This window comes from Actinoplanes sp. OR16, assembly GCF_004001265.1.
Lineage (GTDB): Bacteria > Actinomycetota > Actinomycetes > Mycobacteriales > Micromonosporaceae > Actinoplanes.
The window spans coordinates 4,870,754-4,893,726 of sequence record NZ_AP019371.1; the positions used below are offsets into that span (position 1 = coordinate 4,870,754).

At 69.0% G+C, this 22,973-nt stretch carries 21 protein-coding genes; 10 read left to right on the top strand and 11 right to left on the bottom strand.

All coding sequences use genetic code 11. The annotated features are described in order from the left end of the window. Positions 1-209: 209 nt before the first annotated feature. Positions 210-908, bottom strand: a complete 699-nt coding sequence (locus tag EP757_RS22360) for a carbonic anhydrase (RefSeq protein WP_127548984.1) — start codon at positions 906-908, stop codon at positions 210-212. Positions 909-1,978: 1,070 nt separating this feature from the next. Continuing rightward, on the bottom strand, positions 1,979-2,119 hold the full coding sequence (locus EP757_RS42865) for a hypothetical protein (protein ID WP_160165842.1): 141 nt from the start codon (positions 2,117-2,119) through the stop codon (positions 1,979-1,981). Positions 2,120-2,685: 566 nt separating this feature from the next. Between EP757_RS42865 and EP757_RS22365 the strand changes: the two genes are divergently transcribed. Continuing rightward, positions 2,686-3,042, top strand: coding sequence for a CPCC family cysteine-rich protein (locus EP757_RS22365; protein ID WP_197725347.1), 357 nt, complete (start codon positions 2,686-2,688; stop codon positions 3,040-3,042). Between the two features lie 81 nt (positions 3,043-3,123). On the opposite strand, the gene EP757_RS22370 is transcribed toward EP757_RS22365, so the two are convergent. Then, positions 3,124-3,447 carry a hypothetical protein gene (locus EP757_RS22370; RefSeq protein WP_197725348.1) on the bottom strand — a complete coding sequence of 108 codons (324 nt, stop codon included), beginning with the start codon at positions 3,445-3,447 and terminating at the stop codon, positions 3,124-3,126. Between the two features lie 726 nt (positions 3,448-4,173). On the opposite strand from EP757_RS22370, the gene EP757_RS22375 reads away from it, so the two are divergent. Further along, the gene (locus EP757_RS22375) at positions 4,174-4,650 is read left to right on the top strand and encodes a hypothetical protein (RefSeq protein WP_127548988.1); all 477 of its coding nucleotides are present in this window, start codon (positions 4,174-4,176) and stop codon (positions 4,648-4,650) included. A 75-nt stretch (positions 4,651-4,725) separates the two neighbouring features. Here the strand turns inward: EP757_RS22375 and EP757_RS22380 are convergent, their stop codons facing one another. Next, positions 4,726-5,115, bottom strand: a complete 390-nt coding sequence (locus tag EP757_RS22380) for a tyrosine-type recombinase/integrase (RefSeq protein ID WP_197725349.1) — start codon at positions 5,113-5,115, stop codon at positions 4,726-4,728. Positions 5,116-5,321: 206 nt separating this feature from the next. Next, entirely contained in the window at positions 5,322-6,119 is a 798-nt protein-coding gene (locus EP757_RS22385) for an alpha/beta fold hydrolase (protein ID WP_127548992.1), read from the bottom strand. A gap of 73 nt (positions 6,120-6,192) precedes the next feature. Here EP757_RS22385 and EP757_RS22390 point away from each other — a divergent pair, with 73 nt between their 5' ends. Next, the gene (locus EP757_RS22390; protein ID WP_127548994.1) at positions 6,193-7,002 is read left to right on the top strand and encodes an AraC family transcriptional regulator; all 810 of its coding nucleotides are present in this window, start codon (positions 6,193-6,195) and stop codon (positions 7,000-7,002) included. 208 nt (positions 7,003-7,210) lie between these two features. Further along, positions 7,211-10,327, top strand: coding sequence for a PAS domain-containing sensor histidine kinase (locus EP757_RS22395; RefSeq protein WP_232049942.1), 3,117 nt, complete (start codon positions 7,211-7,213; stop codon positions 10,325-10,327). On the opposite strand, the gene EP757_RS22400 is transcribed toward EP757_RS22395, so the two are convergent. Together EP757_RS22400 and ppdK are read right to left on the bottom strand one after the other, a co-directional pair. Further along, on the bottom strand, positions 10,320-10,571 hold the full coding sequence (locus EP757_RS22400) for a hypothetical protein (protein WP_127548996.1): 252 nt from the start codon (positions 10,569-10,571) through the stop codon (positions 10,320-10,322). The genes EP757_RS22395 and EP757_RS22400 overlap by 8 nt on opposite strands. A 113-nt stretch (positions 10,572-10,684) precedes the next feature. After that, the gene (gene ppdK / locus EP757_RS22405; RefSeq protein ID WP_127548997.1) at positions 10,685-13,327 is read right to left on the bottom strand and encodes a pyruvate, phosphate dikinase; all 2,643 of its coding nucleotides are present in this window, start codon (positions 13,325-13,327) and stop codon (positions 10,685-10,687) included. 391 nt (positions 13,328-13,718) lie between these two features. Here ppdK and EP757_RS22410 point away from each other — a divergent pair, with 391 nt between their 5' ends. Next, on the top strand, positions 13,719-14,228 hold the full coding sequence (locus EP757_RS22410) for a nitroreductase/quinone reductase family protein (protein ID WP_232049943.1): 510 nt from the start codon (positions 13,719-13,721) through the stop codon (positions 14,226-14,228). Here the strand turns inward: EP757_RS22410 and EP757_RS22415 are convergent. The 3 genes from EP757_RS22415 to EP757_RS22425 all read right to left on the bottom strand — a co-directional run bounded on the left by EP757_RS22415 (position 14,212) and on the right by EP757_RS22425 (position 16,321). Beyond that, positions 14,212-15,207, bottom strand: coding sequence for a nitroreductase (locus EP757_RS22415; protein WP_127548999.1), 996 nt, complete (start codon positions 15,205-15,207; stop codon positions 14,212-14,214). The genes EP757_RS22410 and EP757_RS22415 overlap by 17 nt on opposite strands. Before the next feature lie 47 nt (positions 15,208-15,254). Next, positions 15,255-15,485, bottom strand: coding sequence for a hypothetical protein (locus EP757_RS22420; protein ID WP_127549001.1), 231 nt, complete (start codon positions 15,483-15,485; stop codon positions 15,255-15,257). 404 nt (positions 15,486-15,889) lie between these two features. Then, positions 15,890-16,321, bottom strand: coding sequence for a hypothetical protein (locus EP757_RS22425; RefSeq protein ID WP_127549003.1), 432 nt, complete (start codon positions 16,319-16,321; stop codon positions 15,890-15,892). Between the two features lie 362 nt (positions 16,322-16,683). Here EP757_RS22425 and EP757_RS22430 point away from each other — a divergent pair, with 362 nt between their 5' ends. The 3 genes from EP757_RS22430 (at position 16,684) to EP757_RS22440 (ending at position 18,745) form a co-directional block, all read left to right on the top strand. Then, positions 16,684-17,436: an NAD(P)-dependent oxidoreductase gene (locus EP757_RS22430; protein ID WP_127549005.1), complete on the top strand. Its 753-nt coding sequence runs from the start codon at positions 16,684-16,686 to the stop codon at positions 17,434-17,436. A 138-nt stretch (positions 17,437-17,574) separates the two neighbouring features. Beyond that, entirely contained in the window at positions 17,575-17,799 is a 225-nt protein-coding gene (locus EP757_RS22435; RefSeq protein WP_127549007.1) for a hypothetical protein, read from the top strand. Between the two features lie 625 nt (positions 17,800-18,424). Next, complete coding sequence (locus tag EP757_RS22440) at positions 18,425-18,745, top strand: MerR family transcriptional regulator (protein ID WP_127549009.1); 321 nt, start codon at positions 18,425-18,427, stop codon at positions 18,743-18,745. A 170-nt stretch (positions 18,746-18,915) separates the two neighbouring features. Here EP757_RS22440 and EP757_RS42870 read toward each other — a convergent pair whose 3' ends face one another. Further along, entirely contained in the window at positions 18,916-19,176 is a 261-nt protein-coding gene (locus tag EP757_RS42870) for a hypothetical protein (RefSeq protein WP_160165843.1), read from the bottom strand. A gap of 165 nt (positions 19,177-19,341) precedes the next feature. On the opposite strand from EP757_RS42870, the gene EP757_RS22445 reads away from it, so the two are divergent. Further along, positions 19,342-20,688 carry a chloride channel protein gene (locus EP757_RS22445; RefSeq protein ID WP_160165844.1) on the top strand — a complete coding sequence of 449 codons (1,347 nt, stop codon included), beginning with the start codon at positions 19,342-19,344 and terminating at the stop codon, positions 20,686-20,688. A gap of 157 nt (positions 20,689-20,845) precedes the next feature. Beyond that, positions 20,846-22,945: a discoidin domain-containing protein gene (locus EP757_RS22450; protein WP_127549014.1), complete on the top strand. Its 2,100-nt coding sequence runs from the start codon at positions 20,846-20,848 to the stop codon at positions 22,943-22,945. Positions 22,946-22,973: the final 28 nt, after the last annotated feature.

Here is a 22,973-nt window from a genome sequence, read left to right on the forward strand (position 1 = left end):
CCAAAGCCATGATGCCCTTGGTCATGCCGCTTTTCTTTCGCTTCGCAATGAAACCGGAGAAGTCACTCGGCCCCATCCTGCGCCACCGCATCGATTGGCTGCAGGCAGCGACCTGACCCGCCCTTCTCCACCACCGCCGGCCGGATCCCGGCGTCCAACCCGGCGTGGTCGCTGCCCCGACCGTGGCAGCGACCACCGGGGTCATTCCGTCAGGACAGCACCGTCACCAGGCCGGTGTCCAGGTCGTAGCGGGCGCCGACGACGGCCATCTCCCGCTTCTCCACCTTCTCCCGGATGATCTCGCTGCCGGCGATCAGAGCGGCGACCTGCGCCGTGATGTTGGCGCGGACCGCCTGCTCGACGCCGTCGGGCGCGTTCACGAACGGCGTCACGATCGGGCGCAGCGCGTCCACGATGGTCTGGATGTGACCGGGCGCCGTGGTGTTGTTCGCGACCGCGTTCAGCGTCGCCGACACCGCGCCGCACCGCTCGTGGCCGAGGACCACCAGCAGCGGCGGAGCGAACTCCTCGACCGCGTACTCCATGCTGCCCAGCAGCAGGTCGTCGACGATGTTGCCGGCGACCCGGTCGTCGAACAGATCGCCGATGCCCTGATCGAACAGCAGCTCCGGGGACACCCGCGAGTCGGCGCAGCCCAGCAGCACCGCGAACGGGTGCTGGCCGGCCGCGACCTCGTGCAGGCGGCGTACCGATTGGTGGGGGTGCCGGGAGTGGCCGGACACGAACCGGCGGTTGCCGTCGAGTAGAGCCTTCAAAGCAGCCCGTGGGGTGGTGGGGGCGTCGGATGCCGCGGAGGCGGGTGCGGCGGTGGCCGCGAGCGCGATCGATCCCGCGACTGCTCCGCCGGCGGTGAAGAGCGCACGGCGGCGGAGGGATGAGTCCATCATCGAGTCTCCAGATATTGGGGGTGAAACCGAATCCTCCTCCCGGCCGATACGCGCCGACAGACCTGAAGGCTGCGACGAATGACACAACACGTAGCGCATTCCGTCGCTTACGTCGGACCCGATTCAATTGCCGGAAACGGCGAGGTTCGCGTATTCGGGGAATCGAGTGTTTGCCATATGTTGGTGGACGTGCGGCTTGCCTCGTGCTAATCGACCGCGGTCGAGGGAGGGCGACGATTAGGGTGCGCTCATGACACCGTCACCCCCGCCGGCTGTGCGTCACCTGCTCGACCTGAACAACAAGAACGACGGGGCGATCATCGAGGTCAAGATGCTGTCGGGTCTGGGGGAACACCAACTCGAGCGATACATCGAACCCTCAAGCCCGGTGAGAGGGATGCCGCGCTCGCCCTCATCTTCCCGGCCAGGCTGCCGCTGCATCCGGCCGCTGGCTCCCGCTGGCGGACGCTCACCTGGGAACTTCTCACGCGATTCGCCGAAGGCGAGCACGCCTGGGCCGCGGAGACGGCCGATGCCGCTCAACGCCACCTCACGTCGTCGTTGCCCGAGGTAGGACCCGAGACACGGTGGTGCCATCTGACGCCGGGCGAAGACTTCGTCATCGCGCTCAGAGCGCGCCAGGCCTGGCTGTACGGCGAACTCGCCGAGCCCGAGCCCGTGTACGGCGGGAAGGGCCATGAAGTTTCAAGCGCCGGGGTGTCCTGGGTCAACACCGTGGAGATCCCCACCGGGCGTCCCGGCTACAGCATCGTGTTCGAGGAGGAGGAGACCCGGACAGCCCGGGAATGGCCGAAATATGCCGGCAGGACAGTCGCCACCCCTCCGGCCCCTCGGTCCGGCTGTGTCTTCGTCAAAACCAGGTCACGACATCGGCGGACTTCGACTGGGACTGGCTGCTGCACCTCTGGCAGACACACATGCGACGGCCGGCAAGCCCTGGGTGCCGTACTCCGGACCTGGGGGAGACCGTCACCCTCGCGGAGACGATGGCCCGCTGCACCCACTGGACGGCGTCACACTGACGCCGCGCCGTGTGGGTTCGAAACCGCTCATTCGCAGCCGGAATCCCACACCGTACGGGTGTGCGGGAACTTGAGCAGGATCTGGGTGGACGGCACATGCAGGCTCTCCTCGGTGGTGACGTCGTAGAACACCTCGGTGCCGGCCGCCTTCCCGGATACAGCAGACAATTGCGCTTGCTGACGTCCGGCGTGGTCGCGGTCCACGACACCTTCACCGTGCTCGCCTGCACCGCGATTACTGGGATCTGCACGAAGTGGAGCAGGAAGATGTTGCAGAGAACCAGCGGGTCGATCAGGCGGTCCAGAACCACCGTCGGCTGTTCGCCCCCGGCGGGCGGCGCCTCCGAGCAGCCGGAAGCGGGCAAGGTCGCGCCGAAGACTCGTCAGATCCAGCTGGGGCGATCCCGGCTTTTGTCCAGCTTTCCCAGGATCGTTGCGGGGACTGAGGCCGTCGTGGGAACAACAGCGGACGACAGGGTGACAGATTCCTAGGCACGGTTCCCGGGATTGGCGGTGAGTGATTCTGGCGCCTTGTCACGGTCCACCCGGGCGGGGCGGATTCAGCCGGTCGTCGCAACACTGCTGGTGAACGACTACAACGCCGAGCCTATCGAGTACGGCAGCAGCGCCATCAGCGACGGCCCTGCCACGGCCTGGCAGGCGCGCGGATCGCAGCAGATCCGGACGCCCGAAACCGATTCGCCAGCCCATCTTCCTCGTCGCAGAATGTCCTCGTGCAGCCTGATCCAGTAATCCGTGGCCCCCACGACGATCCATCGGTTTCGGACGACGAACTCGTTCGCCGGCGTTCGGAGTGGTTCGAGGCCTATACCTCGCGGCAAAATGTATTCGCGCCGGTTTCAGACGTGTCATATACCTGCCCTTGCTGTGGCCACGCCACGCTGTCCGAACGCGGCGGCTACGAGATCTGTAGCGAGTGCTCCTGGGAGGACGACGGTCAAGACGAGCACGACAGCTTCATCATCAGAGGCGGGCCGAACGGCCGCCAAAGCCTGGACGATGCGCGAGCGGAATACATCAGCAAAGGCGGAACACCGCAGCCACACTTGCCGCCGACCGAGCCGATCTAATGTACTCAACTCGGCAGTTCAGCTCGCTGGGCGGCTGGGCAGGTCGGCCAGATACGGCGTCTGCCTCGGCCAGGGGTGCGGTCAGGCTGGCAGATCGATCCGGCGGCCGGTGCCCATGTCGGGTGCCTCGGTGTCGGTTACCAAAGCGAACGCTCCGGCCGGCACACCGTCGAGAGCTGCCACCCGAGAGGCCGCGGCTAACAGGCTGGCTTCGCCCGCTCCAGTCAGGAAGAACACGAAGTAATCGCCGAACGAGGTCCCCTCGTCGTACGACTCGGCGACGCCGTCCTCCTCCAGTTCAACCAGAAAGTCCTCCACCTGCTCGATCCAGGGCAGCGGATAGGTCCCCGGCGGGAGGTTCGGCGTCGGGGTCAGCGGTACATGAATCTCAACGAGTAGTGCCACAATGAAATCGTCCTATGTGCGGGTTAGTTGATCAAGCGAAACGTTGTGGCTGGGGCCATCGCCCACGCGAATCCGGACCCTATTCCCAGCCATCTGCCGGACCAAGACGACGCACTCACATCGGCAGGTAGGTGCACCGGATCCCGCTGGCCCTTTCCCGTTGCTGGTGTGATGATGACTGAACGTCCGGCGATGCTCGGAAGGTGCACTGGATGCAACGGCGATTCGCTGACTACCGCCGGGTGTCGCGCTGGCGAGCTAGCCGTGGCAAGGTCCGGCTGTTCCGAAGCGAGCAGCTCAATGCTGCCGGTTGGGCAGCGGTCATAGCGCTGTCTCTAATCGGCGCTACGCTCGGGTACGTCTGCAGCCGGCTACTGCAGTTGCCTTTCGTGCCATCTTCTCTCGGCGGCATCGTCGTCGTCCTGAGCTGTCTGGTGGGACTCGACCAGCGGCGGCACGCTGGGCTCCGATAGGAGCGGCCACCTTCCCGAAGGATCCCGCGCGCAATGCGGCGGATGAGGGCGCCGTTTGCGGTGTCGGCGACTGACCTGAGATGGCCAGCAGGACGGCGGAGTCTGCTCAGCGGCGATGAACGGAAGACGTTCACGGGGTCTTCTTTGCGAGCAAAGCCGTCGAGGTCTCGCGCGAGAGCGCCCTCCCACGTTGTCCTGACGGTGCCGCCCTGAACAATGGGCGGCGGCCCCCCGTACAAGGAAAGGTTTGATCATGGGTTGGAACACCTCGGTGCTTTTCCGTCAGGACGTGACTGCAGACGAGGCTGTGGACGACCTCGCCATCACGGATTTCAGCGGCGAACTGGTCGGAGCCGACCAAGCTACAAGCGCCCTCAAGCCCGACGCCCTCTATGCCGCCGAGTCGGGTGGCTGGGTGCAGGTCTGGAACCCGATGATGGATGTGGTCATGGGCTGGGAGCCGACCGACGCGGCCGACGCTTTGGTGGTCTTCTTCAGCAGCGTTTCGAGCACATACGGCTTCACGCTGTTCACGAATGGCGAACGAACTCGGCATTACGTCTACGCCGATGGTGTGGCCGTCGAGGACGAAGGAACGCCACTGCCGGTCGAGGCCGAGATCGCCCTGCCGTCCTGGGGCCCAGACGAGGACTTCCTCTGGTCGATCATCACGGCAGTAACCGGTCTCCGGTACGACGAAAAGCTGCAGTACCGCGTTTACCCGGTGTGACGGGCATGGTTATGGCGCATCACCAACGGCCTGAGCGCGTGCACTGTCATCGGCACGGGCGTGCGTTGATGTCGGCTACGTTCCGGATGCCATGAAGGCGGCGAGGATGTAGTTGGGGTGGCGGTCGAGGTCCTTGCGGGCTCGGTCGTAGCGGATGGTGGTGCGGGGGCCGGCGTGGCGGGCGGTGATCTGGACGTCGCGGAGGCTGACGCCGGCGTCGAGCATGGTGGTCACGAACGTGTGGCGCAGCATGTGCGGGTGCATCTTCGGGATCCGGAGGTCGGCGGTCTCGGCCAGGTGCTTGAGTCGCCGGGTGGCCGCGTGCCGGTCCATCCGGCCGGCGATGTTGGCGCCGCAGGCCTCGAAGATCCGCAGGCCCAGTAAGCCGAGGAGCGCGACGAGCGCGAAGTCGTTGATGTTGATCGACAAGCGGGCAGCGGTGATCAGCGCCTCGAACTTTCCCAACTCTGCGGAGTTGAGCGGTTCCCCTTGCCCGCCGCATGGGCGGGCAAGGAAACCGAGGGTCAGCACGGCATGACAGACGAGGCGGACGCGCATGTCTTCTTCGAATCGGGCCATCACTGGAGTGAGTCAGATCCGATTGTCCGGGTGATGCCGATCTGCCCGCCTTCTGGGTGACCCCGCGCGGTGCCGGTTGCTTGACCAGGGCGTCACCCGCCGGACGCCTCATTCGTGGTGACAGCGTCGGCGAACTCGGCGATCGCCTGGGCGAGGGCGTCCGGCGCTTCCAGCGGCATCAGGTGGCCGGTGCCGGGGAGCACGCGGAACTCGGCCCGAGTCAGATAAGGCAGCAGATTCGTCCGCAGGACGCCGACCGGTTCGACGACGTCGTGCTCGCCGGCGACGACCAGCACCGGGACAGCGATGGCGCGCGCGGCGGCGGTGATGTCCTCGGCGATGCCGTGCAACGGCCATGCGGTACGCGCCTCGGGGCTGGCGGCGCTCAGCGAGTCGGCCACCACCTGTGCCTTGGCCTCGTTGCTCAGTGCGGTCGCGGTGAGGACGTGGTCGCGGGCCCCGGCCACGCTCTCCGCCGAGTCGTAGGCTTGCGCCAACTGCTGCTGGTAGGCCGGTGTGACGGCGGGAGCGGGCTTGGCCGGACCCGGTCCGACCAGGGCGACGCCGGCGAGTTCCCGCGGGTGGGTCGACGCGAAGAGCTGGGCCACCTTGCCGCCCATCGAGTGGCCGATCACGACGTAGCTGGTCAGGCCGGCCTCGGACACGACGCGGCTGACGTCCTGGGCCATGCGATCGAGGGAGTACGGCCCGGGCAGGTGGCGGGACCCGCCCCAGCCGCGCGCGTCGATCGTCACGGTGGCCCGCTCGCCGAGCCGGTCGATCACCGGCTGCCAGGTGCGCGACGAGCCGCCCCAGTAGTGCAGGAAGACGAGTGTCGGTCCGGTGCCCGGACGATGGTGATAAGTGGGTGTGAGTTCGTTGTCGGTCATGCCCTCAACTTCAGCACTGACATGCTGCGATGGCAGTGCTGAGCGCGGACCGGGCGTGGTGAAAAATGGACACGTGACGACCATCCGGCAGATGACCTACCGCCCTGCGCGTGACACCGCCGCGCCGGTGGAGGTGATGTCGTTCGCGACCTTGCGGGCCCGCAACGACGGCGGGCTGCAACGGGCGGACTTCCACGTGCTGGCGTTCGTGCGCGGTGGCCGGGGCGAGGTGTCGATCGACTTCGCGACGCATGCGCTCGCCTCGAGGGTGGTGGCGTGGATCCGGCCCGGTGTGGTCCACCGATGGAACGACGTCGAGCGGATCACCGGTGACCTGGTGCTGTTCGAGCCCACCGTGCCGGTCACACCGCTGACCCGGGATCTCGTCGCCGGCGGCCCGGCCGGGTGCTGGCCGGTGGACGGGCCCACCTGGCGGCTGCTGACGGCGGCGCTCAGTCATCTACGGCTCGAATCGAAGGCGGCGGGCGATCGGGAGTTACCGGCCCTGCTGGTGTCGGCGCTGCTGTTGCGCCTCAATCCGCCCAGCTCCGCGGCTCTGACCGCTCACGAAACGTTCCGGCAGTTCCGGGACGCGGTCGAGGCGGACTTCCGGACCCACCACGACGTCGGCCATTACGCTCGTACGCTCGGCTGGTCGGCCCGTACGCTCTCGCGCACATGCCGGGCGGCGACCGGCCGGACCGCTAAACAGTTCCTCGCCGAACGGCTCCTGCTCGAAGCGAAACGCCTGCTGGCGCACGACGGGCTCAGCCCGAGCCGCTGCGGGCAACGGCTCGGGTTCGCCGACCCCTCGAACTTCTCGGCCTTCTTCGTCCACGGCACCGGGCAGCGACCCGGCGCCTGGCAGGAGGCCAACCGCTGAGGTCGGCGTGGCAGGCCGGCCGGGGCCCGGGTCGCCGACCAGGTGGTCAGCACATTGGTGGTCCCGGTGATCGAGCAGCGGCGCGGCGACGGAGGCGGTCCGGCGGACGTCGTCCCGCACGTTCGCGACCGCGAGCCGTCCCGGAACACCGGCCATCCGGCGTTCGGTGTTCTGAGCCTTCTTCAGTCCCGCCTTGTCATACCCTGGAATGTATTGCCCTGATTGGAAGGGTATTGTCGGCGAGACAGAGGTCGTCATGGCGCTGATCTTGGTCACTTCGCTGTTCGCGTTCATCCTGCTGTGGGTGTCCTGGCGATATCTGCGGCGCCGTGACCCGTTGCTGCGTGACGTGATGTTGATGTTCGCCGCGGTGGCGATGCTGTTCGTGCTCGGGCTCGTCCGCCTGTTCGTGGGAGCGCCGCCACAGCCCGTGATGATCCTCGCTATCGGGTTGTTGCTGGCCAAACCGGTCTTCACGCTGCGGTTGGTCGGCCGGCTACGTCCGTTGCGCTCGTGGTGTCTGCCGGTGGCCGGGGCGCTGTGGGTGCTGAGCTCCGTGCCGGTACTGGTATCGGCGACGCGGCCGATCCCGAGACCAGCGGTCTGGCCGGCGGTGATCGTCTTCTTCGCCGTGGAGATGGTCGCGGCGTGGCTTCTCGCCGTCGAAGCCCGTCGGCGCGGCGGCGCAGCACGTGCCCGGCTCTGGTTCGCGTCCGCCGGGACCGGCTTGTTCGGTGCGGCGTTGATGCTCTCAGCGACCGGCGCTGTGGTCGGATCGCGAGTGCTCGCCGTGGTCTCCGGTCTGCTGTATCTACTCGCCTTCGTGCCACCGTATGGGGTGCGTCGGATGTGGGCCCGAGGTGCTACCCATGCGCCGATGCGCCGCTTGCTGGCTGTGCCTGCCAACGAGTCGACCCGGACCTGGCAGAGCTACTGCCACGACGCTACGGCGGTGCTTGGCGCGGACACGGTGGTGGTGCTGATGCCGGCGCCGGATCAGTCGTTTCAGGTGGTCGGCTGCCCCGCCCGGCCGGTGAGCAAGCTCGAGTGCACGAGGGCGAGCCTGGACGAACTCCTGGCCGCCGATGTCCCGATCGACGCGCTGGCGGGATGGACGCGTCCGCCGACGCTGGCGGTGATGTTCGCTCAGGCCACCGATACCCGCTTCGTGACCGCGATGCCGGTGGACACGTCCGGCGGCCGTGGCGCGCTACTGCTGCTCAACCGCTTCCGCAGCCTGTTCACCGAGGACGACATCGAGGCTTTCACCGAACTCGCCGGGCACGCCGCAGCGCTGGCCGGGCGGGCACAGACTCTGGCCGAACGCGAAAGTCTCGCTGCGATCGTCGAGTCGTCACACGACGCGATCATCGGCAAGACCCTGAACGGCGTGATCACCAGTTGGAATCCCGGAGCCGAGCAACTCTACGGCTACCGGCGCGACGAGGCCCTCGGCCGGCACGCGTCCATGCTGTTCCCAACGGGGCAGGAGCACGCCGAGCAACAGCTGATGCAACGCATCACCGCCGGAGAGAACATCGACCAGTACCGGGTCACGCGCCGCCATAAGGACGGCACTACGATCACCGTCTCGCTGACCCTGTCACCGATAACCGACGCCACCGGCGCGATCACCGGAGTGGCGTCGATCTCCCGTGACATCAGCGAACGACAGCGCGCCGAGGCGATGTTCGAGGGTTTGTTGGAAGCCGCCCCCGACGCGATCGTCGGTGTCACCCGCGACGGCACCATCACGCTGATCAACGCGCAGGCCGAACGGCTGTTCGGCTATCCCCGCGAAGAACTGCTCGACCAGCCGGTCGACGTCCTCGTCCCCGAACGGCTGCGCGCCACCCACGTGCGCCACCGCGACGGTTACTTCACCCATCCCCGTAACCGGCCGATGGGTGCTGGAGAGGCGCTGACCGCCGTACGTAAGGACGGCACCGAGTTTCCCGCCGAGATCAGCCTCTCCTCTGTCGAGACCGACAAGGGCATGATCGTGACCACGTCCATCCGTGACGTCACCGACCGCCTGATCGCCCAAGCCGAACGAGAACGGCTGATCACTCAGGCCGAACGCGACGCCGGCGAGCGTCGCCTGCAACACGCTCGCAGGCTGGAGAGCCTCGGTGAACTCGCCGGCGGTGTGGCACACGACTTCAACAACATCCTCGCGGTGATCAGCAACTACACCGAGATGGTCCTGGAGACCCTGGAGAACCCCACTCTCGTCCCGGCCGACCTGGCCGAGGTCCGCAAGGATCTCGGGCAGGTCAGCCGGGCCGCCGAACGCGCGGCCCGGCTGACGAAGCAACTACTGGCCTTCGGCCGGCGCGATATCACCCAGGCCACCGTGCTCACGCTCAACCATGTCATCGGTGACGTCGAACAAATGCTGCGCCGCTCGCTCGGCGAGCACATCCATCTGATCACCAGCTTCGACCGGCAGCTGTGGCAGATCTACGCCGATGCCAGCCAACTCGAACAGATCCTGCTCAACCTGGCCGTCAACGCCCGAGACGCGATGCCCGCCGGCGGCACCCTGTCCATCGATACGAGCAATGCCGAACTCGCCGACGACGACACCACCGGCGACATCTTGCGACCCGGCCGGTATGTACGCCTCCGCGTCAGCGACACCGGTAGTGGCATGCCCCCCGAGGTCATCGAACGGGCCTTCGAGCCGTTCTACACCACCAAACCCAAAGGCTCCGGCACCGGACTCGGCCTGGCAACGGTCTACGGCATCGCCACCGCCGCAGGCGGCGATGTACGCCTTTACTCGGAAGCGGGCATCGGCACCACCGTCACCATCCTCCTGCCCGCCGTCGAGTCGCCCGCCGATCCCAGTGCCGTGCCCGCTGTCATCCCGGCCGCCGAACCAGCCACCGAAACGCGACCACACGAAACCATCCTCATGGCCGAGGACGAGGACGACCTGCGCCAGGTCACCGCCCGCATCCTGACCCGCGCCGGGTATCACGTACTCGCCGCCACCGGCGGCACCGAGGCGATTCACCTCGCCCAAACCCACCCCGGCCCGATTGACCTGCTCCTCACCGACGTGATCATGCCGAGGATGATGGGCAACGAAGTCGCCGCTCAGGTCAAGAAGCGCCGCCCCGGCATACCCGTGCTCTACATGTCCGGCTACGCCGAACCCGTCCTCACCGAGAACGGAACCCTGCCCGACGGTGTCACCCTCGTCGAGAAACCCTTCACCAGCCACGAACTACTCGACCGCGTCCGTGCCGTTCTGCATCCGGCGAGCACATCATCAGCACCGCGCCCGGCCCCGAAGCAACCCAGCGCCCTCACCTGACGAAGCCCTTCATCGTCAGTACGCCGGCGTGGCCCCTGACGCGCTCTCCCGCTCCGGGCGCTTTGCAGAGAGCGTTGAGTTCCTTGCCGGCCTTCGCGGTCTCCGGCGTGTCGAGGGCCGTCCCCGGGTCCTTGTCCTTCGCGGCGTCGAGGGCCGCGTCGATGTTCGCCTTGAGGGCTGCGGTCATCTCGGGGCTCGCGCCCTCGGAGGCCTTGGTGAGGTCGTCCGCGAAGTCGGTCAGCATCGCCGTGGCGTCGGCAGGGGACAGTTCGGTGGCGCCGGACTGCGCCAGCGTGAGGATGGCGTTCTTGAAGGACGTGACCGCCCGCTCCGCCTGCCGTCGTCCCTGCTGCCCTCCTATCGGCTGTCCGAGCCGGACGCGCCGGTCGCGGCGCGGCCGGCCTCGAGCCGGGCGATCGGGATGCGGAACGGTGAGCAGGACACGTAGTCGAGGCCGGCGTCGTGGAAGAAGCGCACCGAGGCCGGGTCGCCGCCGTGCTCGCCGCAGACGCCGACGGTGAGGTCCGGCCGGGCGGCGCGGCCGCGCTCGACGGCGATGCGTACCAGTTCCCCCACACCGTCGCCGTCGATGGTCTCGAACGGTGAGGCCGCGAAGATGCCCAGACCGAGGTAGCGGCCGAAGAACACCCCTTCGACGTCGTCACGGGAGAAACCCCACGTCATCTGCGTCAGGTCGTTGGTGCCGAACGAGAAGAACTCGGCAGCGGCCGCGATGTGTCCGGCGGTGAGGGCCGCCCGCGGCACCTCGATCATGGTGCCGATCCGGATCGGCGGCGCTCCCGGCACACCGGCCAGCACGGCTTCCGCTTCCGCGCGTACCGTCTCGAGTTCCTGGACCGCGCCGACCAGCGGAACCATGATCTCCGGCCGCGGGTCGCCACCGGCCGCGACGCGGGCGGCCGCCGCCTCGGCGATGGCCCGGACCTGCATGGCGAACAGTCCGGGAATCACCAGGCCGAGGCGTACGCCGCGCAGGCCCAGCATGGGGTTCTGCTCGTGCATGCGCCGCACGGCCGCCAGCAGCGTGGCGTCCCGGCCGGGATCGGTGCCGAGCGCCTCGGCCCGGGCCACCCGCGCGGTCAGCTCCTCCAGCGGCGGCAGGAACTCGTGCAGCGGCGGGTCGATCAGCCTCACCGTGACCGGCAGGCCGTCCATCGCGGCGAACAGCTCCACGAAGTCGGCGCGCTGCAACGGCAGCTGAGCCGCCAGGGCCTCGGTACGCGCGGCGTCGTCCTCGGCCAGGATCAGCCGCTCGACCAGCTCCCGGCGGTCGCCCAGGAACATGTGCTCGGTGCGGCACAGACCCACACCGGACGCGCCGAAGCGGCGGGCCCGGGCGGCGTCGGCGCCGGTGTCGGCGTTGGCGTGCACCTCCATCCGGGCGACGTGGTCCGCATGGATCATGAGGCGTTCCACCGCGGACAGCAGCGGATCGCCGTGGGCGGTGAGCTCACCCTCGAAGTACCGCACGACGGGGGAGGGCCGCACGGCTACCGCGCCAGCGTACACCTTGCCGCTGGTGCCGTCGATCGAGATGACATCGCCGGCCCGCAGCGTGCGCCCGGCCACGGTGACCGAGCCACCGTCGAGGAGCAGCTCGTCGGCGCCGCAGACGCAGGTCTTACCCATGCCGCGGGCGACCACGGCGGCGTGCGACGTCTTGCCCCCACGCGACGTCAGGATGCCTTGCGCGGCGATCATGCCGGGCAGGTCGTCGGGGTTGGTCTCCCGGCGTACGAGGATGACCGGTCCGGTCGCGGCCGCCGCGGCAGCGGAGTCGAAGACGATCGCGCCCACGGCCGCGCCCGGGGAAGCCGGGACGCCGGTGGTCAGCGGCGGAGGAGCGGCGGTGGTGTCGAAGCTGGGGAACATCAGTTGGGCGAGCTGGTCGCCGGTGACCCGTTGCAGGGCCTCGTCGAGGGTGATGGCGCCCTCGTCGACCAGCTGGGCGGCGATGACGAACGCGGCGCCTGGGGTGCGCTTGCCGACGCGGGTCTGCAGCATCCAGAGTTTGCCGTTCTCGATGGTGAACTCGATGTCGCACAGGTCGCGGTAGCGCTGCTCGAGCCGCTGCATGATCGACAACAGCTGGGTGTGGCCGGCCGGGTCGATGACGGCCAGCTCGGACAGGCTCATGGTGTTGCGGATGCCGGCGACGACGTCCTCACCCTGCGCGTTGCGTAGGTAGTCGCCGTAGACGCCACGCCGGCCGGTGGCCGGATCGCGGGTGAAGGCGACGCCGGTGCCGGAGTCCTCGCCGCGGTTGCCGAACACCATCGCCATCACATTGACCGCGGTGCCCAGGTCCTGCGGGATGCGTTCCTGCCGCCGGTACAGGGTGGCACGCTCGGCGTTCCACGAGCGGAACACCGCACCGATCGCGAGGAACAGCTGCTCGTGCGACCCCTGCGGGAAGTCACGGCCGGTGTGGGTGTGGAACACCTTCTTGTACGCGAACACGAGATCCCGCAGCTGTGCGGTGCTCAGGTCGGCGTCCATCCCGCCGGCCGCGGCCAGTTCCTCGTCGAACGCCTCACCCGGCACCTCGAAGACGGTCTTGCCGAACATCTGGATCAGCCGCCGGTAGGAGTCCCACGCGAAACGGTCGTCACCGGTCTGCCGTGCGAGCCCCGTGACGCTCGCGTCGTTCAGGCCGATGTCGAGGATCGTCTCCATCATCCCCGGCATGGAGAACTTCGCGCCGGAGCGCACCGACAACAGCAGCGGATCGCCGGAGTCGCCGAAGGTCTTGCCGACCTGGTTCTGCACCAGCCGCAAGTGGTCCTCGACCTCGGCCAGCACCCCGGGCGGCATCGATCCGGTCCGCAGATACTCCCGGCAGGCCTCGGTGGTGACGGTGAACCCGGGCGGGACGGGCAGCCCCATCCGGGTCATCTCGGCGAGGTTGGCTCCTTTGCCGCCGAGCAGGTCCTTGAGGTCTTTGTCACCCTCGACGAAGTCGTACACATATCTGGTCACGGTCGCGCCCCTCGCTGTCTCGGCGGTGGCTCCTTCCTCATGGGTAGCCCTGATGACGGCTCACCCTGTAGGGCCGGACGTCCCTATCCGTTCGGTTACGACAGGACGAGTGTGAGGGGGAACGGCACCGGAAGGAGACGATCATGAAAGGCCTGGTGTACGGCGGACCGGGGTTCCGGTCTCGGACACGGATCCCGGGCGCCTCCGGTCGCTCCGGTACGCCGAAGGTGAGGGCGCCGCGATGAGAGCCGCCGTGCTGCTCGCCGTCGGCAGCCTGATCATGGAACGCCGGATGCTGCACGGCATCCGGCAGCGCGCTGAGAGGCTCGGCAGATCGGCGCGGCCGCACGCCGCCGTCTGATCGAGCTCTCCGCCACCCGCAGGAGCCGTCATGCTGATCGCGAGTTCACTGAAACGCTGGATGTATCGCGGCGGCCGCCCGCACCGGCTGGCCCGCGCGCTGAATCGCCTCTCGGCCGTGCAGTACCGGGCCGGATTCCTCGTACCCGGCAACTGGGTCACCTTGGAGGTGCCCGGCCGCCGTACCGGCCGTACCGTCTCCTGCCCTCTCGTGGTCGCCCGGTACGAAGGCCGGGAGTACCTGGTGTCGATGCTGGGCAACGACGCCAACTGGGTCGCCAACGTGCGGGCGGCCGGCGGGGACGCGGTGCTGAGTCACGGCCGCCGCGAGAGAGTCCACCTCAGCGAGGTGGCGGTGGAGCGCAGAGCACCGATACTGCGCCGCTACCTCGCGAAGGCTCCGGGGGCACGGCCGCACATCCCGGTTGATCGGCATGCCCCCGTGGCGGCGTTCGAACGAGTCGCCGCCGACTACCCGGTATTCCTGGTGAGGCGCTTCGGTGATCCCACCGCTTCCGGATTCCTCAGTCCTCGACGGTGATGACGTCGGTGGGCAGACGGCGGGGCGAGGGAGGCACGGTGTCGGTTTCCTCGACGTATCCCAGTCGCACGACGAGGTAGGGCTCACCGACTCCGGACAACAGCCGGCTCAGCAGACGACGCGGCCAGGCCACCTCGACGGCCTCGCTGATGGGGGCGGTTGCCAACCCCTCGGCGGTCGCCTGCAGGAGCAGAGCCGACATCGCCTCGCCGCCGCGCAGCAGGTCGACCGGCGCGTCAGAGGACCCGAAAATGATCACGTACGCGGCGCCCTCGTCGTGGCCGGCGCCGGGAAGCATGCCGGGGGAGCCGTCCGGGAGGAAGTCGCGGACCGGCACCCGGCGCAGGCTGGCCTGCACGGCGGTGGTGGCGGGCACTCCGTCACCGGTCCAGGCGGGCCGGTGCGTCCACTCGGTCAGCTCACTGTGATGCGCCTGGTCGACGTTGGCGTCGGCGGCCTCGTCGACCGAGACGGCGAGTTCGGGCACCCGATCGTCGGGCACGACATGCAGGTAGGCGCCCTGGTCCTCGACGAGCCGGCGCAGGCGATCCAGCGTCTGCTCGTCCACCGGGCGGGCGTCGAACGCGCGGCGGTCGGTGCGCCGCCGGTGGACGGCGGCGGCCAGTTCCTTCGCGTGCGCGTCGGGGGTGGTGCGCCCCGTGATCCGGATGCGGGCCAGCAGGTCGGGGTGCTGACCGTCCGGCAGACGCCGCACCTCGGCCCGCCAGCCTCCGGCGGCCAGGGACACACCCGCGTGATGGAGGGCGCCGCCGCAACTGATCAGCAACAGGCGCCCCTCGGCATCGGTGGCCCCGAGGCGACGGGAGGGATCGGAGGCCAGCTCCAGCACATCGCCGATGAGGCGCCACCGCCACGGCTGGGTGTTGAACACCGACGGCGCTCGCAGCGACTCCCGGGCGGCAGCCTCGAGGGCGGTGCGCGCCTCGGCGCGGGTCACGTATTGCTCGGGCCTGGTCATGGCGATCTCCGGCTTCGTCGACGTCGTGGTCGCTGGCCCCCGCCGCGTCAGTGCATCGTGGCGCGAGTCTTCTCCTTCTCGTGGCACCGGCGGCATTCGCGGAACTGCGGCGCGTTGTACTCCCAGTTGGCGTAGCGCCACAGGTCCCAGTCGTGCATGGTCCGGGCATCCGTGGTGCCGCATCGCTGGCAGCGCCGTTCTTGCCGGCACTGGTCGGCAGCGATGCAGGTGAACTCACCCCAGGTGTGATGGACCTTCTCGTCCGTCTTCCCGCACACGTCACAGACACGGACGCTTTCGCATCGGGCACCGGGAAGCGACCACTGACCCACGTGCAGGCCGGCCGTGCACAGCACTTTCCTGAGGACGTACATCTCGGCTCCCAGGTCAGGAGAATGGCCGTAGCCCTCACCTGCAGGCTAAGGCGGGACCGGCGGAGGCATCAGGGCCGAAAGGCCCGCATGACCGGATCGGTCGGAGCCGGCCGCTGAGGTAGAGGCCACTCGGACCCGGACTGGGCCAGCCTCGCCTCCGCCAGGACGTTCGGCCCTCCCGCCCGAGCCGAATTGGGTCGGCGGTGGAGGTACGTGCGCGTACGGGAGGAGTCCGTCATGAACGCGAGGACGGTCGTCACCATGCGTGACGACCGTCCTCGGGGCACGCTTCCGCAGTGCCGGGTGCGTCAGTGCTGGACTCGGAACTGGATCCGCTGCTCCAGGTAGTCGACGTCGTACAGGACGATGTACTCGGTGCCGTCGGGGACGTTGCGGGCCAGGACCGTGCTGTGCCGGCCGCACGCGGTGACCGGTTCGGTGTAGGTGAGGCTGCCGTCTTCACCCAGCGGGTAGAACCCGAGCAGGAAGGTCTGGCAGCGGTCGGACGGGTTGGCCGGGTCCTTGACGTGGGACACGCTGATCGTGCTGCAGCGGGAGTCCGGCACGGTGAGGACCGCGGTGCCGACCCGGCCGCCCGCGTAGAAGCCGGGTTCGGGCCGCACGGACACGCAGCCGCGGTTCCCGTGGTGGCCGGTGCCGGAGGCGGAGGCGGCTGTGGGTATCAGGACGGCGGTGAAGGCCATCGCGAGGATGGTCAGGACGTGGGTCAGGCGTTTCATGGTGGAGAACTCCCATCGTGATGGGCAGGAGGGGCCGCCCGGTGGAGGGCCTGCCCCCGAGTTCCCACAGCCCGATCGGGGTGATGGCCATGCCGGCACCTCCTCGAAGGAGTGTGGGGTGCCGGGGACTGGGGCGATGCGCTCACCGTACGCCTGTTCGGCCGCTCCGGCGCCCGGCGCAGCAAAGCAATCCGCTGGCCCGGTCCGAACAGGCGTAGGGTCGGGGTAGCACCCCGGACCCCGGTGACGGTATTCGGCCGTAGCGGGTTCTCCGACGTCTTCCTCGCCGCCGCAGCGATCGAGTGCGTTCCTCACGCAGGTACTACTCGAGCACGAAACCGGCCGCGGCCGAGGAGAGAGTCATGGACACGACCCCCGAGAACACCAGCACACCCTCGTACGCGAAACCCCGCGTCTGCATCATCGGCGCCTCCGGAAAACTCGGGCGCTACATGGTGCGGCACGCCCTGGACCGCGGCTACGACGTCGTAGCCGTCTGCCGGGAGGCCAGCGTCGGCAAGCTCGACATGTTCCGGGACCAGATCACCGTCGTGGCGGGGCAGACCGACAGCCGGTCGGTCGTCAAACGCGCTGTCGACGGCTGCGACGGCGTGCTGACCGTGCTGGTCCCGCGCGGCGTCGACCGGTACTCGACCCGCACCGCCCAGGCGGTCCTGGACAGCGCGAAGCCCGGCGCACGGCTGATCTTCTCGTGCGGATGGCACATCACCCGCGACGGCCTGGACAGGTACTCGTGGAAGCTCCAGGCGCTCGTGAAGATCGGCGGCCCGGTGGCGAAACTCTTCCGCTTCGCCGACCTCGACGACCAGGTGGAGGCTTGCCGGCGGATCTTCGCGAGCGACACCCGGTGGACCGTCGTGCGCGGCAGCGACCTGCAGGAGGGCGACGGCCAGGGACTGCCGGTCTGGAGCCGGCACGTCGGCGACCCCATCCTCAAGAGCAACACCACGCGGCGGATCGACTTCGCCCGGTTCATGGTCGAGGCGCTGACCGACGACGCGCTGATCCGGGAGGCGCCCGCCATCGTCGGCTGCCGCACCCCGTCCGCGCTCGCCCACGCCGCTGCGCCGGCGGGCGGCCCTGTGCCGGGATGACGACGATGGGGCAGACGGCGTGCCGGACGCGGTGCTGGCCGGCCGATCCGAGCAGCATGCCGGCGCCGTGAACCGGCGTAGGATCGGACTGCCGCCTGAATTCCCTGGTGGAGCGCTTCCTGGAGAGGTGTCGATGACATGGCCAGCACTGTGCTCCGCGTCCGGCTCATCGGCGGCGAACGCATGGACATCACCTACGACCGTCCCGACGTGTCCAGTCAGGATGAGCTGATCGGACACGTCATCGCGACGCTGTCCGAGGACGCCGGCGCGCTGCACGGCAAACACGGTGACCGGCTGGTCGTGCTCTACGGCCGCGGGGTCGCCGCCATCGAGGTCGCCCCCCGCGGCGCGGTGGTGTGACACACCGCTGAACAGGCGCCGAGAAAATCTGGTCTCGCGGTCCTAGACTTCCTCGCCAAGGCTGGGTAAGGTTTCACCCGTTGACGACAGAGATCTGAAAAAGACGCTGACGTGACAAACCGAGCGTCAAAGCAGGGCCCGGAAGTTCTCGTGGCTCGCTCGGTCATCGCGGTGGAACCACATCACCGCGCGCAACACGGTGAGTGCAGGACAAGACCTTGACGTAATTCCAGGTCAGGGCAGAGCGGGTGGGGTCGATGCAGGTTCAGGACTCCGCCTGATGCAGGAAGATCCACCGCACGTGTGCGGGGCCATGAAGTCGCGTGGGGCTCCGGCACCGGTGGACGGCATCACAGGAAACGCAAGCAGAGGAAAGGGAGGGTTTGACGCCGTTGGATCGCCCGCCGTCAGAGCGTAGTGCCAGTTCTGGGGCGGACACCGTGGTCACATCGAATGTGAGGTGGTCTCCGGTCACGCTTACGCGATCCTCGCACCCGCTGCGGCTCATAGCAGCGCGGTGCGGAAAAGAGAACCCGACGAACCAGTCGGTAGATGGTGTATTGAACCCGTAATCCCGGGCCCCGGCGCAGATGCGCCGGGGCCCTCGTTCATGACAAGGACATGCATGGCCCAACCCGACGACATGCTCAACGACGACGATTACCCCGCCTACACGATGGGCCGCGCCGCCGAGATCGTCGGCGCCTCGCAGGACTTCCTGCGCCGTCTCGACGAAGCAAAGCTGATCATCCCGTTCCGCTCGGCCGGCGGGCACCGGCGCTACTCCCGCTACCAGCTGCGCCTGGCCGCACGAGCCCGGGAGATGGTCGACCAGGGCACCGCCCTCGAGGCCGCCTGCCGGATCATCATCCTCGAGGACCAGCTGGAAGAAGCCCTCCAGCGCAACCGCGATCACGAGCGCCGGCAGCAAGCCGACGCCACCTGACACCCCACGCCGCACGGTCCTTCTCCACCACGAGAGGGACCGTCTGTCGTTGACGCGGGGGTTCAGGAGGAATGCCGCGGAGGACCGGCGCAGATTGCTGATCACGACCACGGCCATGGCCGCCGGCACGACGCCGAAACCGATCGCATACGCGTGCTCGAGGCCGGCGCTCAGGCACAGTGCGATGAGCCCTTTGAAGAACGGCACGCCGCGGCCGAATCCCGCGATCGCCCCGCGGCGAAAGCGAGCGACATCAGCGCGATGATGGCTCCTGGCAGGCCGCTGGCGGCGATGATCTCCGCGATGGGATCTGCTCTGTCGAGCAGCAGGCGGCCCCCGCCGTCCGGTTGGTGATCGGAATGAATGCCGACGAGCGGCGTGCTCGGCGTCAGCCCGGACGCGTGGCGCCCCGAGCGGACGAACACCGGCATCGTTCCAGCGTCGTCGTCACCGTGGCGGTGGTGCCGCCCCGGTCCGCGCGACATCATTCCGGCGAGGTGATGTACGACCCGGACCGGCTGTGGTCTCGTGCAGGCGGTCGCCGTCGTCCCGCGCCGTGGGCACCGGCGCGATCGCTGCCGACGAAGGGGGCCGTCATGAGCCGGGAAGCGCCTGCGAACGAGCCGCCGCCCACTCCGGGAAGTCCACCGCGGGCGCCGTCGCCCCGCGAGTACACCTGGATCCTCGTCGTCGCGGCGCTGATGGGGGTGCCGGTCGCGTTCGCCGCGGCGGCCTTCATGAGCCTGTCGAGCTGGCTGACCACGCTGGTGTGGACCACCCTTCCCGACAGTGCCGGCTGGGCGGCGCCGCCGTGGTGGTACGTGCTGGTCGTACCCACCGCCGCCGGGTTGCTGGTCGTCGCGGCCATGCGGTTGCCCGGCGGTGGCGGTGAACCCGCCGTGGCCGGGATCGGGCTGCACCCGCTGACGCCGGTCCAGCTCGTCAGCGCCATGCTGGCCGCCCTGGCGTCGCTGGCGATGGGGCTGGTCCTCGGCCCGGAAGCGCCGCTGACCGCCCTGGGGCTCACCGCCGGGCTGGTCGCCACCCGGGCGCTGCGTGCGGGGAGCCCGGGCGGTCAGCTCCTGGTCGTGGCCGGCGCGTTCGCGGCGATCAGCACGGTGTTCGGCGGGCCGCTGCCGTCGGCGCTGCTGCTGTTCGAACTGGTCGCCCTCAGCGGCACCGTGCCCTCGGTCTCGCTGGGGCAGGCACTGGTCCCCGGCTTCCTGGCGTCGGGAACCGCGGCCTTGGTGTTCACCGGTGTCGCGCACTGGCCCGGCGTCGCCGAGACGGTGATGCAGCTGCCACCACTGCCGGATTATCCGACGGTACGCCCGGTCGACGTGCTCTGGTGCATGCTGGTGGCGGTGGTGGCCGGGGTCGTGGCCGCCGGTGCCCGCCGGGCCGCGCAGGAGGTCAGCGCGCGGACGGCCAGGCGGGCGCCGATCATCGTCCTGTGCGCCGCCGGGCTGGCCGTCGGCGCGCTCGCGGTCTTCTTCCGATCCGTCACCGGCCAGCCGGTCGACCTGGTGCTGTTCTCCGGTGAACCCGCGCTTCCCCAGATCGTCGCGGAGTCCTCGGCGGGCGTGCTCGCGCTTCTCGTGCTGGTCAAGGGGATCGCCTACGCCCTGTCGCTCGGCGCCGGGTTCCGCGGCGGCCCCACCTTCCCGGCCGTCGCTCTCGGCGTGGCGGTGGGTGTGCTCGCCTCCGTCGTCCTGCCCGGCCTGGACCTGACACCCGCGGTGATCGCCGGACTGGCCGCGGCGGCCTCCGCAGCTCTGCGGTTGTCGTTCTTCGGCGCGCTGCTGGCCGCTCTGCTGGCCGGCTCGACCGGTGTCGAGACGGTTCCCATCGCGGTGATCGCCTCGGTGATCGGGTGGCTGGCGGCCACCGCCCTGCAGCAGCGCACGACCCGGCGCCGCAGCGATCCGGCACCCGCCGGCTGATCGCGTCGACCGCGGGTAGTTGCTCATGGCGTGCCGCCCTCTTCCGCCTGCGGCGCGGAATATTTCAAAGAATCGTTCGAGTATTGCGGTCGTGTGAACGAAGCTGTCACGATGACCGTCGATCCCTCATCCGTCCCCCGGATCGACTGGAGTCCCCTTGGCCGTCACCCGCCGTACCCTGCTGTCCTCGCTCGCCCTCGGCCCGCCCGCCGCCGTGCTGGCCGGCGCCGCACCGGCCCACGCCGCCTCACCCGCCGGTGACGTGGTCGGCAAGGTCAGCGTCGGCTATCAAGGATGGTTCTCCTGCCCCGGCGACGGCGCGCCGATCGGCGGCTGGTGGCACTGGAGCCGCGACCGCTTCCAGCCGCCGTCACCGGCCAACACCACCATCGTGTCCTGGCCCGACCTGCGTGACTTCGCCCGCACCTATCCGACGGCGTACCCGAATCTCGGCAACGGCCAGCCCGCCGCGCTGTTCTCGTCCTACGACCAGCAGACCGTGGACACGCACTTCGACTGGATGCGGACCTACGGCATCGACACCGCCGCGCTGCAGCGGTTCAACCCGGTCGGCGACGAGGGCCCGACCCGCGACGCGATGGCGCAGAAGGTGCGCGGCGCGGCCGAGCGGACCGGCCGCAAGTTCTACATCATGTACGACGTCACCGGCTGGACCGCCATGCAGACGCAGATCAAGACCGACTGGACGGCGAAGATGTCGGCGCACACCGCGTCCAGCGCGTACGCCCGGCAGAACGGCAAGCCGGTCGTCTGCGTCTGGGGATTCGGCTTCAACGACGACGGCCGTCCGTTCACCCCCGCCCAGTGTCTCGACGTGGTCACCTGGTTCAAGGCGCAGGGCTGCTACGTGATCGGCGGCGTGCCCACCTACTGGCGGGAGGGCAAGAACGACAGCCGCACCGGGTTCCTCGACGTCTACCACGCCTTCGACATGCTGTCGCCGTGGATGGTCGGCCGCACCGGCGACCTCGCCGGGCTCGACTGGTTCGCCGCCAACGTCAACGCCGCCGACCAGGCCGACTGCAACGCACACGGCATCGACTACCAGCCCTGTGTCCTGCCCGGCGATCTGTCCTCCGGCCACCGCCGGCATGGCGACTTCTACTGGCGCAGCATCTACAACATGGTCCGGCTCGGCGCCCAAGGCCTCTACGTGTCGATGTTCGACGAGTTCAACGAGGGCAACCAGATCGCCAAGACCGCCGAGACGGCCGCGTCAGTGCCGGCCGGCTCCGGGATCCGCGCGCTCGACGAGGACGGCACCTTCTGCTCCGCCGACTACTACCTGCGGATCACCACGGACGCCGGGAGAATGCTCAAAGGACAGATCGCGCTGACATCCGTACGCCCGACGCCGCCGACCACCGCGACCACACCGCCTCCGTCACCCACCGGGGATCTCGCCGCCGGCAAGGCGGCGAGCGCGAGCAGCGCGAACGGACCCTACACGGCGGCGAACGCCGTCGACGCGAACGCCGGCAGCTACTGGGAGTCCAGCGGCGCGTTCCCGCAGTGGTTCCAGGTCGATCTGGGCGGCGCCTACGCGGTGAAGAGCCTGGTCCTGCGCCTGCCCGCCGGCTGGGAGAGGCGAACTCAGACGATCACCGTGCAGGGCGGCACTGACGGCGCCTCCTTCAGCACGCTCGCCGCCTCCGCCGGCCACGTCTTCGACCCCGGCTCCGGCAACACGGTGACGGTCACCCTCTCCGGCGCCACTGCCCGCTATGTGCGTCTGGCCTTCACCGCGAACACCGGCTGGCCGGCTGCTCAGCTCGCCCAGCTCCAGGTGTACGGCGACGACGCGCCCACCACACCGCCACCGGTCACCGATCTGGCGCGCGGCCGGGCGGCCACCGCCAGCAGCCAGGTCCAGGCGTACGGGCCGGGCAACGTCACCGACGGGGACGCGGGCAGCTACTGGGAGAGCGCGAACAACGCCTTCCCGCAGTGGATCCAGGTGGATCTGGGCGCGGCCGTCACGGTCAGCCGGGCGGTGCTGAGACTGCCCCCGTCGTGGGGTGCGCGGACCCAGACGCTGGCGATCTCGGGAAGCACGAACGGGTCCGCCTTCATCACCCTGTCCGGGGCCGCCGAGCGGACGTTCACCCCCGGCTCCGGCAACACCGTGACGGTCGGCTTCGAGGCCACCTCGATCCGGTACCTGCGGGTCACCGCCACCGCTAACACGGCATGGCCGGCCGGGCAGCTGTCGGCGATCGAGGCGTACGCGAGCTGACCGGCGCGGAAGCGGGGTGGGCGGTCCA